At 41.2% G+C, this 14,312-nt stretch carries 14 protein-coding genes; 3 read left to right on the top strand and 11 right to left on the bottom strand.

Annotated features, from left to right (window positions below; all coding sequences use genetic code 11):
- The first annotated feature begins 12 nt into the window (after positions 1-12).
- Positions 13-1,359, top strand: a complete 1,347-nt coding sequence (locus tag G7Y42_RS00940; protein ID WP_165002998.1) for a PTS sugar transporter subunit IIC — start codon at positions 13-15, stop codon at positions 1,357-1,359.
- Positions 1,360-1,537: 178 nt separating this feature from the next.
- Here the strand turns inward: G7Y42_RS00940 and G7Y42_RS00935 are convergent, their stop codons facing one another.
- Complete coding sequence (locus G7Y42_RS00935; RefSeq protein WP_165002995.1) at positions 1,538-2,194, bottom strand: Crp/Fnr family transcriptional regulator; 657 nt, start codon at positions 2,192-2,194, stop codon at positions 1,538-1,540.
- Positions 2,195-2,386: 192 nt separating this feature from the next.
- On the opposite strand from G7Y42_RS00935, the gene G7Y42_RS00930 reads away from it, so the two are divergent.
- Together G7Y42_RS00930 and G7Y42_RS00925 are read left to right on the top strand one after the other, a co-directional pair.
- Positions 2,387-2,665, top strand: coding sequence for a hypothetical protein (locus G7Y42_RS00930; protein ID WP_165002993.1), 279 nt, complete (start codon positions 2,387-2,389; stop codon positions 2,663-2,665).
- Between the two features lie 18 nt (positions 2,666-2,683).
- Positions 2,684-3,868 carry an MFS transporter gene (locus tag G7Y42_RS00925; RefSeq protein WP_165002991.1) on the top strand — a complete coding sequence of 395 codons (1,185 nt, stop codon included), beginning with the start codon at positions 2,684-2,686 and terminating at the stop codon, positions 3,866-3,868.
- Between the two features lie 116 nt (positions 3,869-3,984).
- Here G7Y42_RS00925 and G7Y42_RS00920 read toward each other — a convergent pair whose 3' ends face one another.
- The 10 genes from G7Y42_RS00920 to G7Y42_RS00875 all read right to left on the bottom strand — a co-directional run bounded on the left by G7Y42_RS00920 (position 3,985) and on the right by G7Y42_RS00875 (position 14,284).
- Positions 3,985-4,350: a DUF2512 family protein gene (locus G7Y42_RS00920; RefSeq protein WP_165002989.1), complete on the bottom strand. Its 366-nt coding sequence runs from the start codon at positions 4,348-4,350 to the stop codon at positions 3,985-3,987.
- Positions 4,351-4,520: 170 nt separating this feature from the next.
- The gene (locus G7Y42_RS00915; RefSeq protein ID WP_241161888.1) at positions 4,521-4,904 is read right to left on the bottom strand and encodes a PTS lactose/cellobiose transporter subunit IIA; all 384 of its coding nucleotides are present in this window, start codon (positions 4,902-4,904) and stop codon (positions 4,521-4,523) included.
- Entirely contained in the window at positions 4,897-6,909 is a 2,013-nt protein-coding gene (locus G7Y42_RS00910) for an alpha-amylase family protein (protein WP_165002986.1), read from the bottom strand. The genes G7Y42_RS00915 and G7Y42_RS00910 overlap by 8 nt, the downstream gene beginning before the upstream one ends.
- Positions 6,902-8,005, bottom strand: a complete 1,104-nt coding sequence (locus tag G7Y42_RS00905) for a MupG family TIM beta-alpha barrel fold protein (protein ID WP_165002984.1) — start codon at positions 8,003-8,005, stop codon at positions 6,902-6,904. Before G7Y42_RS00905 ends, G7Y42_RS00910 begins: the two co-directional genes overlap by 8 nt.
- 48 nt (positions 8,006-8,053) lie before the next feature.
- Positions 8,054-9,352 carry a PTS transporter subunit EIIC gene (locus G7Y42_RS00900; protein WP_165002982.1) on the bottom strand — a complete coding sequence of 433 codons (1,299 nt, stop codon included), beginning with the start codon at positions 9,350-9,352 and terminating at the stop codon, positions 8,054-8,056.
- Positions 9,353-9,412: 60 nt separating this feature from the next.
- The gene (locus G7Y42_RS00895) at positions 9,413-9,727 is read right to left on the bottom strand and encodes a PTS diacetylchitobiose transporter subunit IIB (RefSeq protein WP_165002980.1); all 315 of its coding nucleotides are present in this window, start codon (positions 9,725-9,727) and stop codon (positions 9,413-9,415) included.
- Positions 9,728-9,786: 59 nt separating this feature from the next.
- On the bottom strand, positions 9,787-10,797 hold the full coding sequence (locus G7Y42_RS00890; protein WP_165002978.1) for a LacI family DNA-binding transcriptional regulator: 1,011 nt from the start codon (positions 10,795-10,797) through the stop codon (positions 9,787-9,789).
- A gap of 94 nt (positions 10,798-10,891) precedes the next feature.
- Positions 10,892-11,665, bottom strand: a complete 774-nt coding sequence (locus tag G7Y42_RS00885) for a DeoR/GlpR family DNA-binding transcription regulator (protein WP_165002976.1) — start codon at positions 11,663-11,665, stop codon at positions 10,892-10,894.
- A 340-nt stretch (positions 11,666-12,005) separates the two neighbouring features.
- A complete protein-coding gene (locus G7Y42_RS00880; protein WP_165002974.1) occupies positions 12,006-12,866 on the bottom strand; it encodes a ketose-bisphosphate aldolase in 861 nt (286 codons plus the stop codon).
- Entirely contained in the window at positions 12,866-14,284 is a 1,419-nt protein-coding gene (locus G7Y42_RS00875) for a fructose-specific PTS transporter subunit EIIC (RefSeq protein ID WP_165002971.1), read from the bottom strand. Before G7Y42_RS00875 ends, G7Y42_RS00880 begins: the two co-directional genes overlap by 1 nt.
- Positions 14,285-14,312 lie beyond the last annotated feature (28 nt).

Below are 14,312 nucleotides of genomic sequence, written 5' to 3'. Positions count from 1 at the left end.
AGGGGTGTTGGTATGTTAACAAAATTTACAGATTTCATTGAAACACATTTAGCGGGGCCTATGGCAAAAATCGCGAACCAGCGGCATCTACGAGCGATTCGTGACGGGATTATTGCTACGCTTCCATTGATTATCGTCGGTTCTTTTTTCTTGATCATTGCTTTTCCGCCCTTACCTCAAAGCTTTCGGATCTATCAATTCTTATCGGAACACGCGGCGACTATTTTACTTCCTTATCGCATGACGATGTTCATCATGTCTCTTTATGCGACATTTGGGATCGGTGCTAGCTTAGCAAAGACCTATAAGCTTGATGTCGTGTCTGGCGGGATTTTAGCAACGATTGCTTTTTTACTGACTTTTGTTCCGGTCAATATTCCTTTAGAAGCCGCAGATGCAGCTGGTACTTCCGGCTTTGTGCTTCCCATGGCGAATCTAGGAGGCGGCGGGATGTTTGTTGGGATCATCACTTCGATCTTTGCCGTCGAGGTCTATCGCATGACCGACAAGTCAAGATTCAAGATCACTATGCCAGAACAAGTTCCGCCGGCTGTCGCTCGTTCATTTGAATCCCTTACCCCGACGCTGATCGTAATTTTAGTTATGGCTACTATCAGCTATTATATCGGCTTTGATTGGCATACAGCTGTCTCAAAGATCGTGAGTCCCCTGATCAGCGCGACGGATACATTACCTAGTGTCTTGCTTTTGATTTTCATGATCACTTTTTTCTGGGCTTTCGGAATCCATGGCGTTTCGATCATTGGTTCATTAGCGCGTCCTTTGTGGTTACAGATCCTGGAATCAAATACAACTGCGGCCGCTGCAGGCGAAGCATTGCCGAATATCGCTGCTGAGCCTTTTTATCAATGGTTTGTTTGGATCGGTGGCGCTGGCTGTACGATTGGTCTAGCTATTCTACTTGCTTTTACCGCAAAATCAAAATATGCTTCGAAACTTGGGAAAGCGATCATCACGCCTTCGATTTTCAATATCAATGAACCAGTGATTTTCGGTGTACCGATCGTCTTGAATCCGACATTGATCATCCCATTTATCTTTGCTCCGATGGTCTGTGCAACGATTGCTTGGTTTGCAACAAAATTAGGATTAGTCAGTGCAGTGACGATCACGGCACCTTGGACATTGCCGGGACCGATCGGCGCATATCTTGCCACTGGCGGTGACTGGCGGGCGGCTGTATTGAATGTCTTGCTGATTATTTTATCTGTTTTCATGTATTATCCATTCGTAAAAATCTATGATAAAAACGAATTGGCAAAAGAACACGCAGCAGATATCGAAAAACAAACCTTTGATCAAACCGTCGTATCAGAACAAACAGAATCGGCTGTCTAAAAAAAACCATGGCAAGAATGAGGTTGTGAAAGGAGCCCTTCGTTCTGAACTAATGCCAAGGGTCAGTTACTCGAACACTATGTATTAGAAAAAGGATACACGACAGGACTTTTGTTACGTCAAGTCTTGCCGTGTACCCTTTTGTTCTATAATTCATATCCTTATTTCATAAAAAATATCAAAAAATAATATTGTCTTCTAAGAGATCCATATTCGTGATAATGATGTGGTGATCTTTTACCTTGATGATCCCGCTTTTTTTCAATTGTTTCAAAATCCGGCTGACACTGCTTGCTGTTGAGATCCCGCAGAATTTCGCGATTTCTTCGTTGGTGATCACGAAATCAATCAGCAGCCCCTCATCAGTTCGTACGCCGAATAAATCATATAGTTCATATAACTGAGTACATACAGCGCCAAGCTTCCCGTTCAATAGCATCTGCTGCATTTTTTTCATCGAATACAGCAAGCGATAACGATAATACTCTTTTACATAATGCTGTAATTTGGGATCCTCATTGATATTTTGCCAAAATCTGACACGATTGATCCGATAAAATTCTGCATATTCCGATTCTACCCGGATATTATACGGTGAATCGATGAATTGTGAATATTCATCTTTTAAAAGAGAGACGATCTCGAGGTCTTTGATGTACCGAAGATTGAATTCTCTCCCGTCATTCGAGATGACACTAGCTTTTACCGTTCCTTCTTTCAGGATATACGTATGCGAATCTTCCATCCCTTCGAATGTCAAATATTTGCGATACCCTTTCCGTATGATTGGAAAATCATTCTTTTCCAAGTATTCCTTTAATACTGTACTATCCAATGATGCTCCCCCATCCAAACTTTCATCTAAAAAAATCATACAAGACTTTTAGACTTTTTAAAGTCCATAGGTATTTTACTAATGATATTAACATTTGTTAAGTACTATTTGTTACTACCAGTGTGATTTTCCTTCCTTTTTCTTTTCGTTATACTGCGGAAGTAAAATCTTTTAAGAATAGAGGGAAAAAACATGAAATATTGGATGAACACAATCATTGATCGACTAGAAACGGCTTATCAAACAAGATTTGACATGAAAGCTTCATTGGTCTTCTTAAATGACGCTTATCAGAACTCAATTGAATTGATCAAATCTGTCGATGAGAATCCGTCAAATGAATGTCAAGAATTCTTGAACTTATTTATGACGACACGCGATTTATTTATTCGTCAGCTCGTTGATCGCTACCCGTCGAATTATCACGATGTCGAAGTACAAATACAAAAATTAAAAGCTTATTCAGATTAAGGGGAAAACACAGAACACATGGAAAAGAAATTATTCAATAAATACTTTATCGGAGTTACACTGATCAATTTTATCGTTTATTTGATTTATTATCTACTTATGGTGATCATCGCTGTTATTGCACAAGATTCTCTGCATGCTAGCTTGAGCCAAGCTGGTTTTGCTTCTGGGATCTATATTATTGGTACCTTATTAGCTCGGCTATTCATGGGGAAACAACTAGAATTGATCGGACGGAAAATCACTTTGCGCGGTGGCGCTGTCTTCTATCTACTCACCACTTTAGCTTATCTCTATATGCCGACGATCGGGATCTTGTACTTGGTCCGTTTTTTGAACGGATTCGGCTATGGGACTGTTTCGACCGCAACGAACGCGATCGTGACCGCCTATATCCCTGAATCAAAAAAAGGCGAAGGCATCAATTACTATGGGCTAAGTACGAGTTTAGCTGCTGCTGTCGGACCATTTTTAGGAATGATCTTGCTGAACATGGCGGATTTCCATTTCATTATCTGGTTCTCCATCATTTTAGTCCTATTAGTAACGATTGCCTGCTTATTCTTCCCAGTCAAGAATATCGCTTTGACAGACGCACAGAAAACATCGCTTCGTTCATGGAATATCGATAGTTTCATCGAAAAAAAAGCATTGTTCATCACAGGGATCGCCTTTTTGATGGGACTTTCTTATTCAAGTGTTTTGTCTTTCCTGTCGTCTTATACTAAAATCATTCATCTAGTTTCTGCTGGATCATTCTTCTTTGTTGTCTATGCACTGGTCATCACATTCACCCGTCCATTGACTGGTCGTATCTTTGATGTCAAAGGTGAACAATATGTGATGTATCCAAGCTATCTTTTCTTGACTGCCGGTTTGTTCCTGCTTAGTGTCACGACCAATAGCGTCACACTTCTGGTTTCTGGCGCACTTGTCGGTCTAGGTTATGGGACATTCATGTCAAACGGACAAGCTGTCTGCTTGAAGATCGTAAAAGAACACCGGATCAGTATCGCTTTATCTACTTACTTCATTGGTCTAGATCTGGGATTGGGTGTCGGTCCTTATTTGATGGGGATGCTGAAATCCTTGACTTCATTCAGAGGGCTGTATCTGGTTGCTGGTGTGATTCCTTTGATCTGTACGGTACTTTACTTGTTCAATCGAAGAAAAAGACAGACAGTACAGATGGGTATGAATTGAAAACCAGAAAAAATGAGATGATTTTCAGCTAATAAGAAATCATTTGAAAACTCCCTCGGGTATTCGATAAAAACGAACAGCCAAGGGAGTTTCTTTTATTTTGTCACGCATTGTTTTTATTCCATTTTTCGTTCATCCGGTACGATCCCTTGGCTAAGCAGCCATTTGTGGAAGAACCATTCTGCTACACCGATCAATAATGCTGGTACCAATACTTTCATCCAGATATTGCTCATATCGTTCATGAAGTAAAGATACAGCCATAAAATGACCGCAGCTGAACCGGCGTCTGCAATCGTTGCAGCAATATTCCCTACTTTTCTTAAGATAAGAAGATCTCCTAAAACATAAATCATTACCACGATGATCGCCCCAACAATCGTCGAGTCCATGAACCTTACCCCATAGAGACCTGTCAAAACAATCCATAAAATCGCCCAGATCATAATCGCCTTCACTACCAACGCTTTCACATGTTTCATTTTCTTCACTCCTTTCTCCTAGATAAAAAGAAAAGATCATCGTTCAAGATAACCTTTTCATGATTATACCATCTGCTACGAGAAGCAATCAAAAATAAGGTCCTATTTAAGAAAGTGAAAAAAGTCTGGAGAAAATGAGGAAATAGCAAACGTGAAAAGGGACGAGATACTTAGGAACGGATCTCTGTGATCATTTGTTTCAAGTCAAACATCATTCGATAACTTTCTAAAAGTTCCTGTGCCAGATCCCTCAATGTCACAGCGGACATCAGCTGATCTTCTGCATGTATAAAAAGGATCGTCAATTCAATGTTTTTACCTTTTGCTTTCGTTCCCTCTTTTGCCTCTTTCGTGATCACTTGAAAATGCGTTTTTTCGCCTTCTAGCAAATGCTTATTTGCTTCTTGAATCAGTTGTTTTGCCTCCTCAAATTCGCCTTTTCGTGATTTTTGCATACTTTCCATTACCTTTGATTTTGCTGTTCCTACTTGTCTGATAATGTCGAATGAAATCAATTCTAGTCCTTCCATCTCTTCACCTTTTTCTTTATTCATATTTTACAACGACTAGCTGATATCCTTTGATCATCGGCACCGTAAATCTCACTTTTGTTTCAGAGACATCATAGCTGATTTCTTGCTGATTCCGGACATCAGATACCCTCATAATTCTTGTGATCGCTTTATTACATAGTTCGCTTACTCGTGCAAGGTTGATCACTGTTTGTACCTCGTATATCGGGATGACTGATTCAATGGTATCTATTTCAAGTGATTTTCTTTGCGGAAGATAATGCAAGAAGTTGATGATCAATTCTTGGCGTTCTTCATTATGATTCAAAATGACGTCCCCAGTTGCAGGCATTGATGTTTTTATTACAGGATCACCTAAGATATTCTCGATGATCCGTTGGATGATCTGTTTATATTGTAAAACACCGTGTCTTTTGTACATTTCAAAAATCGGATGACTGAGATAATATACTCGACTGCTTTGCGTAATAACCGGATAACCAGAAGCTTCTGCAACAGGTGCTTGAAAATGAGAGTAATAATGCAGGTAGCTGCGCTGGTACATTGGACGATATTCATTACCGATACTTTCCGCTACATGGGGTTTCACTAATAATCCAGGCCCATGCAAGACCAGTTCACCATCGGGCAGGATATCTGTGAATAACAAGCCATATTTACCGTAAGTCGGAATAAATTCATTATTTCCTACATAATCGATACCCCATCCTGGTAAAAATCGATTTCTCTCATCTAAACCGCTTTGATAAGTCGCTATAATCTTCCCAGTGGTGAATTGCAGATATTCGTTGGTTTTTTCTTGGATTGCCTGATTTGTTGTGATTTTGTCAGGTAGGATAATCACCTTATATTTTTTCCAATCCATTGCCAAATCAACGATATCAAATTGATACTGGCTTTCATTCAGCATATTTACTGCTCCTGCTAATGAAAGATCTACTTTCTCTTTACTCTCAACTATAACACCCGGATGAAGGATGGCGATTTCCGTCAATGCTTGGCTTCGATCATTATAGCCTTCCAGTTGCTGGACTTGCTGATAGACTGAACCAATCAATTCATAAGTTGCCGGCTGCAATGTGCCATCCGGATACATCTGATCACCAATCGAACACTTCGCACCATGAGCTAACGCTAAAAAGGTTTCATATTCTAATGCTGCTTGGTTTTTATAGCTACCGAAATCTGACCATACTTTATGGAATTTCCCCGTCATACCTACATATTCTTTTCCCAGATTCTTCGCATAACGGACAACGGTAGGAAAATGTTGATAGCCCCATTCTCCACTTGGTAAAGACTCGATCTCCAAGTGGCTGTATTCAGATAAATTGGGCCGTATACTTGGTAAAATATTCCCTTCGTTGAAGAAAATCGGACAATCCGACTCTTGCTGATGGACGATCTGGTAAATCTCATCTTTCAAATACTGTTCTGTTTGTTTGGCAAAGAGCATTCGATCATGTTCATTTTGCGGATCAAGTTGATTCAGTCTCATTTTTGCCACACAGTCCCCGCAGCAACACGGATCCTGCCATACGATGTCGAAGAACAAGCCATCAAGTTTTTCTTTAAAATGACACATCGTATCAATAATCTGTTCTTTCAAATAGTCTAGATAAGGTGTATTGAAACAGAGTGTTTTCCATCCTGGTGCTAGCTGTCCATAATCTTGAAAGCCATAGTAACTCCCATCTGTTTTACGTTCCAGCCATTCTGGATGATGGTCAGCTGCATAGGCATCCCAGCCTACTGTCAGATAGATCGGCGCATTGATCCCGATTTCGTGGCAGGCATCTACCTGTTGCATCAAAAAATCATTCGTCATCTGTGGATGTCTAGCAGGAAGCTTGGTATCATAATAAATGTGACCATGGTGGCATCGCCCGGTAAGAGTCACTGCATTCACACACGCATCCTTTAACGTTTGCTGGAAAACTGATTTGTCGAAATGCTGTCCTAGCGCGTAAGGAAGCTCCGGCGTATGGAAATCTAAGTGGACTTGTCGATATGGCAATTTATTCATTGACTTTTTTGACCTCTCTAAATCTGAATTTCGTCCATGGCTGGATATAATCAATCAGGAATTGATCGCTTTTGGTGATTTTTCCAATAACATTTTTTTCGCGACGTTCATTCGGCATCCCTTGTTTCACGATATTGATTTCTCCTTTGTATTGCCCAAAGGAATTATTCCCCAATGTAATCTCCGCGTATGAGACCTTTTCTTTCGCATTGTTTTCCGGAATATCTTGATCTTGGTAGCGTAATTTGACAAACGTCGAACGGATACTGAAACGATTGATATCTCCTCGATTGAAATGCTGATTATCTAATAGGATTTCTTTTTCCAATCCTGTCGTATTCGAAGAGAATTCTACATCCAATACGATTTGGTCTGTGCATAAAGCACTTAGCGCTGCTAACTCCTCCTCACTGGCAAATGCGTTAGCAATGATGATATCATCGATCAGATTGGTCGCAACCAAGTGTTTAGCTTGAAGTTCGATTGGCAAATCGCGATGCTGCTCCAGTGTACAAAGCCCATCTGTGTAACAATGCGGTCCATGATCAGCTGTCTGTGAATTGATAAAAGCAGCCGTACGAAGGCCCAATTTTTTATATTTCGCCGAGCATTTCATAAAATACTCATAATCTAGTCCTGTGAAGCGTTGCGGATAAAAATTATGACAGCCAATAAGACGTTTTGCATTTGGCTGATAGGATAAAATATTTTCTAAATAATAGGTATCGTTGCTGATATTGATTTCCAGATCCAATCCTGTTTCATCAAAGGTCAGAAGTGACTCAACCAGCCCATCGAATGAGGAATCCAATCGTATACCTGTTGCGCCCATTTTTTTGAAAAAGGTAAGATCGTGATGACTGATGCCCAATTGTTCAAAAACTGCGGGATTCACATCCAAAATCACTTCCATTCGACACTTTCTTGCTTCTTTTATTATCGTTTCCAAACGTTCAATCACCTGTTTTTCTTCCCCTGGCTCGATCATCAATAAATTCGTAAATACACGCTCAAACCCATATTTTGCCGCAGTCTTGATATAATCTACTGTTTCTTCTTGCACTTCTTTATACGGATAGACAGCAATTCCGAACAAGTTTCTTCACCTTCCTATGTGTTTTATAGTCATTGATTTTTCATCTCTTTATTCTTGCGCTGCTTCACGTTCTTTTTCTGCCATATTTTTATCAAAAGCTTTGAAAAACGGATAATAGATAAGCCCAGCGACCACGATATTCACTAGCGCTAAAATCCCTGCTCGAAAGTCTAATCCTGTCGCCATCATTGCCCCAAGCGGAGCAGGCAATGTCCATGGCGCGATTGCGATCGGACTGTTTACTAGATGGAAGACGCCCATCGCTAAATAGGTGATGACCCCCATCGTAAGCGGTGCCAAAATAAATGGGATAGCAAAGAACGGATTCATGACGATCGGTACGCCGAAAATCAGCGGCTCATTGATATTGAAGATACCAGGGATCAACGTAAACCTGCCCATTTTCCTGCTGAATTCAGATTTCCCGAAAAACGCCATCAGAAAAGTCAAAGACAACGTTGCTCCAGCACCGCCAATCCAGACAAACCATTGAAAAAACTGCTCAGTCATAAAATGTGGGATGGCTTCATTTGCCGCTGCTGCATTGATATTGGCATTCAAGTTCTCGTACCAGAATGGGTATAAGATCGGTGTGGCGATGATCATCCCATGAATCCCGAAGATCCATACAATCGTGATTAAAAGAATAGGAATAATGACAGATAAAATCGTATCTCCTGCAAAATAGCGGATAGGCGAGAAAACCCACTGTAGCGTCTGGTTGATGTCAAAATTCAATGCTACTTTGATCACCCATGCAGTAACGATCACGATCGCTCCTGGAATCAGTGCTGCAAAAGAATTGATCACCGAAGTCGGAACACCTTGAGGCATCTTGATAACCATATTGCGCTTGACACAAAAACGGACAACTTCAACTGTAAAAATCGAAATGATAATAGCTGTAAACAGTCCACCAGCGCCAAAATTCCCTAATGGCAACACGGTACCACTAATCGTCAGTCCTGCTTGTTCTGCAGCCTTTGCGTCAATCACAGCTGGTGTAATTGCGGCAATCAGAAAAGCCAGAACAGCTAAAACACTAGTAGATACTTTGTCTAATTTATAATCTTCACACAAACTGGAAGCAATCCCCACACATACATACACTGACATAAAATCCATCGTAAAATTCATTGGGATCGTGAGCTTTTCTGCATATGGTGCGATCAAATCTTTCCAAGCATCAATCGGCAGATTCAAAAGAATGATAAAAATCGAGCCGATAATCGTTACCGGGATAATGACGCTCATCCCGTTTCGTACAGCTGTCAAATAACGGTTGTTGGCAATTGTCCCCATTATTCGGACAACCTTGTTGAAATCAACAGTTTTTCTTTTCTCCATGTTCCTCCTCCTTATTTTTGAAACGTTTTAATTTTGTTGCAATAAAAGAAGAAACTTCTTTTATTCACTGACCTTTTCTTGAATCAACCGATATAAATCAGGGAGCCCCATCGGCGTATACAAGATTCCCTCTATCGGGACCAAAGGAATATGATAGGCGTCCGCCTCTTTTTGCAGATATTCTTTCCTGAAACTGACTTGTGGAGCCAGCAAAAGAGCATCCCACTTGTCTTGTTGCATCTTCAACGATACTTCCTCTGTCCCCGTTGCTTCGATTTGAAAATCATGATCACCTTGTTTCTGTGCTTCTGCAATCAGGTTCTCAGCTAAAATCGAAGAACTCATTCCACCGCCACAAGCTAATAAAACTTTCATGATGTCCCCTCCATTTTTGAATCGTTTTAATTTACAACGAAAGTATATGATGAAAACGGTTAATTAGCAAGTCCTTTTTTTATTTTTTTTACTGAATCGCGCCATAAAAGATTCGTCGCCAACTCGACTGAAGTGTGACGGTCCTTATTTTTTCCTTTGATCGAGTCCAGAATCAGTTCGCCGATCATCTCCCCCATCTGTTGGATAGGCTGCTCAACGACTGTCAGTTTCGGCTGGATGATATCGCTCAATTCAAAGTGGTCAAATCCAACAATAGAGATATCTTCTGGGATCTTCTTCTTCATTTCAAAGATGGCCTGGACTGCACCGAGTGTCATATAGTAATTCGTCGAATAGAGCGCGGTGATGCCCTCTTTCTTCAAAAGTTCCTGTGCCCCTTTATATCCCGCTTCTTTTGTATAATCTCCCATGACAACCAAGTCTTCTGAATAGATGCCCTTTTCCTTCATACTATCTGCAAAGCCATTCAATCGTTCGGCACCGATGTATCGATTTGTATCTCCTGCGATCACACCGATTTTTTCATGCCCCATCTTATATAACTGATCGACTACTTGATAGGAAGCTTGATAATTGTCGACTAACACAGTATCTGTCTTGAATCCCTTGATAGGAGAATCCACAGCAACAATAAAGATTCCCGCATCTCGTAGTTTTTTTAAGATCGGCAGATTATTTTCCATATGAAATACAACGATTCCATCAACTAAACGCGATTTCAGAAATTCTAATTTACGTTCCAATCGTTGATTGTCGTTTTGATAGTCACATAAGATGAGGCTATAGTTGTTTTCCTCCAGATAATTTTCCAAACTAGAGACAATTGAAGTTGCAAACACATCTGTTAATGAATTGACCAATACCCCGATAGACATACTTCGATTGCTTTTGAGTCCTTTGGCGATGATGTTTCCTTCATAGCCTAACTTATCGATTGCCTGTTGAATCTTTTTCATATTGTTTTGTTTCAGCTGATAACCGTTCAAATAACGAGAAACTGTCCCAATAGAAACCCCCGCTTCTTTGGCAACTTCTTTGATCGTGACCATATTTATCTCTCCTTCCTCTAAAAAACATTCAGCATCTCTAATTTATCACGTTTTTTATCCACGGGGAAGCATCTTAAGACGATCATGCAACAATTCACCCATACAGACATTCGATATGATGCTCTTTTGCTTTCGCATACTGTTTTCTTGTCAGCTCTTTGCTTGTCACCAGATAATCGATTTCATGGAAAGCAATGGCTTGATGCATGAATTTATGCGCGATTTTTTGCTGTGTAGCTAAGACGACGAGCCGATCTGCTTGTTTGCGAAAAGCTTTTTTGACCATTGCCTCTCCTTCATGGGTTTCTGTCACTCCCTGGCTGAAATCTAGCCCGCGACAACTGATCACTGCTAGATCTGCGTAATAGGACAATGCATCATTATAGGCTTTCGAACCGTTGATCGTTGCTCGTTTCGGCACGATCGATCCTCCCAATACAGATACTTTCGCCGTTGTGTATTCACTCAACATAGCAGCTGTGACGATGCCATTCGTAATGATCTGCAGACCATCGAATCTTGCTAAGTTTCTCACCAAATGCAAAGAAGTCGTACTGGAGTCCAAAAATAGGACCATATCATCTCGGATCAAGGAAGAAGCTATATCTGCGATCTTGCGTTTTTCTGTTTCTTCTTCTAATTTCGTGATCTTCATCAGGTAAGGCACATCGATCTTTCGATTGTCGACAAGCATCGCGCCACCGCGAACTCTGCGGATCAATCCGCTTTTTTCTAGAAAGACAAGGTCACGTTTGATCGTGGCTTCACTATAATTCACTAACTCGATCAGATCGGCGACTCTTGCAAACTGGTTGTTTTTCAGATAGTTCACAATCTCTTGCTGCCGATTCTCTACTTCATTCAACATAAAAATCCCCCCATTTGATTTATATAGTAACAGGAAAAAAGAGGTTACGACAGCAGAGTTTTACCTGAGCGACTATCGAAGGTCAGCAGATGGAACACCGTGAATCAGAGGTCGTGAAAAAGCTGTCCTGCATCACGTAATAAGAACAGCCAAACAAAAAATAGCTCTTCATATTTTTCGTTTGGTTGGGCTTATTACCGCAGATGCAAGCTTTTGAACACCGTTTAGTGGAGAGGTTGTGTCAGAGATGTTCAGCCTTATTGCCGATAGGCTGTCTCTGGAACACCATTTATTCGAAAAAGGGTATGACAGAAATTTTGTCATACCCTACTTGATCCCCTTAGTATAAGCCGGCCTTGCCGATCGTATTCAAAATCCCCATTTTATGTTTGACTACTTCCTGCACTTTTTTATTTGCTGCCGGATAAATCGCATTCGGCTCGTACATCTCCGGATTATCACTCAATATCTCCCGCAAGGCATCGAAAAAGACGCTTTTAAGATCTGAACTCAAATTCACTTTGGCAACACCGTATTTTACAGCTTCACTGACTTCTGCATCGGGATTACCTGATCCCCCATGCAAAACAAATGGAAGATCGATTCGCCGGTTCAATTCTTTTAGTAAGTCGATATTCAATTTTGGTGTTCTGTTTTTCGGATACAAGCCATGCGCTGTTCCGATCGCTACAGCAAGTGTATCGATCCCTGTTTCTTTCACAAAAATCTCCGCTTGATCAGTATCCGTATATATGATCGTTTCAGCGCCTCCTTCAGCAGATCCATTATTTCCGATCGTTCCAAGCTCTGCTTCAACTGAGACATTTACCGCATGAGCTAACGCTACCACTTTTTTCGTGATTTGCACATTGTCCTCAAATGATTTCAGAGAAGCATCGATCATCACGGAAGAATAGCCGTTTCGGATCGCTCGCAAGACATCTTCTATCGTACCACCATGATCCAGATGGATAGCGATTGGCAGTTTGCTGGCATAGGCATATGCTCTCACTGCTGCAACGAATTCATCGTTCAAATAGGCGATCTCATCAGGATGTATTTCTAAGATCACGGGTGCTTCTAACCGTTCTGCTTCTTCGATGATTGCTTTCATCATATCATAGCTGCAAATATTAAAGGCTGGGACTGCAAATTGGTTCTCTTTGGCTACTTTCAATAAATCTTTCATTGTATATAACATTATGCTTCCACCTCATTTGTTAGATTTTCATTTTTCGTCAACTTGTCTTGTTTTTTCTCTCCCACTGATTTTTTCAATAGTCCAAGCATAAAGGCTGTGGTGACTGTACCAGCAGCAATTGCCAAAACATACATAGGCAGATCATTCATGACATTCGGGATCAGCATCACCCAAATCCCACCATGAGGGGCCATCGAAGTCACTCCTGCTGCCATGGAAATCCCTGCAGCGACTGCCGAACCAGCCATCAAACTAGGGATCACGCGGATCGGATCAGATACTGCAAACGGGATAGCACCCTCTGTAATGTATGAAGCTCCTAAAATCCAGCATGATTGTCCCGAAGTCCGTTCTTCTTTGGTAAATTTGTGTTTGAATAATAGAGTAGCAAGTGCAATTCCCAAGGGAGGCGTCATTCCTGCTGCCATACAAGCAGCAATCGGCGCATTCACGCCTGCTGACATCAAACCGATTGAGAAAGTCGAAATCGATTTATTGATCGGTCCGCCCATATCAGCTGCCATCATGATACCGATAAGTAATCCGAATAAGAGACCAGATGTATTCCCTAAGCTATTCAGCCAATTCGTCAAAGCATCCAATACCCATGTGATCGGTTGTTCGATCACAAAGACCATCAATAGCCCAATCATTAAAATCGATAACAGCGGTACGACAATCAATTGATAGATCGCGGCAAGCTCTTTTTTTATACTGATTTTATTTGCCAGAAAATCACAGATATATCCTGCCAGCACGCCGCCGATCATTCCGCCAAGAAACCCCGAGCCGCCTGTGGATGCCAGTAATCCAGCAACGATTCCTGGAGCAAATCCTGCTTTTCCGGCAATCGATGTAGCAATCCCAGCACCTAGCGCAGGGACCATCATCGCAAATGCTGTATCCCCTCCGATCCTTGAAAATGCAGCTGCTAGCACATTGTAGTCTGCTGAGTCAGGATCAGACGCTGTAATCCCGAAGGCAAAACTCAATGCGATGATGATCCCACCTGCGATCACAAATGGAAGCATGTAATTCACGCCATTCATGAAATGGTTATAGAGCGTCGGCTTTTTCTCACTTGCAACTTGTTCCTTTTCATTAGACACAACGAATACATCAACGTCATTCAGTGCTTCTTCTATCACTACTTGTGGTTCCTTGATCGCTCTGCTTGTAGAGACACGCTTCACCTTTTTCCCGGCAAACCGGTCCAATTCGATATCCTTATCCACCGCAAGAATGATCGCATCTGCCTCTTCGATTTCTTTTGCAGATAACCGATTTTCTGTTTTTACACCTTGCGTTTCGAATGTTGCTTGATGATTCAGGTTTCTTGCTGTTACTGCTAATTTTTCTGCCGACATATACGTATGAGCAATTCCAGTTGGACAAGCAGTTACGCCAACGATTTTCATGGTCATTTTCCTCCTTTTTCTTCACTAT

The sequence above is a fragment of the Enterococcus sp. ZJ1622 genome (assembly GCF_011038845.1).
Lineage (GTDB): Bacteria > Bacillota > Bacilli > Lactobacillales > Enterococcaceae > Enterococcus_B.
Note: the sequence above shows the minus strand (reverse complement) of the source record. Positions and strands in the feature narration are given on the sequence as shown.

What these genes read in the sequence shown, in the direction of transcription:
- G7Y42_RS00940 (WP_165002998.1), top strand. Translation starts at nt 13, where the DNA reads ATGTTAACAAAATTTACAGATTTCATTGAAACACATTTAGCGGGGCCT.
- G7Y42_RS00930 (WP_165002993.1), top strand. Translation starts at nt 2,387, where the DNA reads ATGAAATATTGGATGAACACAATCATTGATCGACTAGAAACGGCTTAT.
- G7Y42_RS00925 (WP_165002991.1), top strand. Translation starts at nt 2,684, where the DNA reads ATGGAAAAGAAATTATTCAATAAATACTTTATCGGAGTTACACTGATC.
- G7Y42_RS00920 (WP_165002989.1), bottom strand. Translation starts at nt 4,350, where the DNA reads ATGAAACATGTGAAAGCGTTGGTAGTGAAGGCGATTATGATCTGGGCG.
- G7Y42_RS00915 (WP_241161888.1), bottom strand. Translation starts at nt 4,904, where the DNA reads ATGAATAAAGAAAAAGGTGAAGAGATGGAAGGACTAGAATTGATTTCA.
- G7Y42_RS00910 (WP_165002986.1), bottom strand. Translation starts at nt 6,909, where the DNA reads ATGAATAAATTGCCATATCGACAAGTCCACTTAGATTTCCATACGCCG.
- G7Y42_RS00900 (WP_165002982.1), bottom strand. Translation starts at nt 9,352, where the DNA reads ATGGAGAAAAGAAAAACTGTTGATTTCAACAAGGTTGTCCGAATAATG.
- G7Y42_RS00895 (WP_165002980.1), bottom strand. Translation starts at nt 9,727, where the DNA reads ATGAAAGTTTTATTAGCTTGTGGCGGTGGAATGAGTTCTTCGATTTTA.
- G7Y42_RS00890 (WP_165002978.1), bottom strand. Translation starts at nt 10,797, where the DNA reads ATGGTCACGATCAAAGAAGTTGCCAAAGAAGCGGGGGTTTCTATTGGG.
- G7Y42_RS00885 (WP_165002976.1), bottom strand. Translation starts at nt 11,665, where the DNA reads ATGTTGAATGAAGTAGAGAATCGGCAGCAAGAGATTGTGAACTATCTG.
- G7Y42_RS00880 (WP_165002974.1), bottom strand. Translation starts at nt 12,866, where the DNA reads ATGTTATATACAATGAAAGATTTATTGAAAGTAGCCAAAGAGAACCAA.
- G7Y42_RS00875 (WP_165002971.1), bottom strand. Translation starts at nt 14,284, where the DNA reads ATGAAAATCGTTGGCGTAACTGCTTGTCCAACTGGAATTGCTCATACG.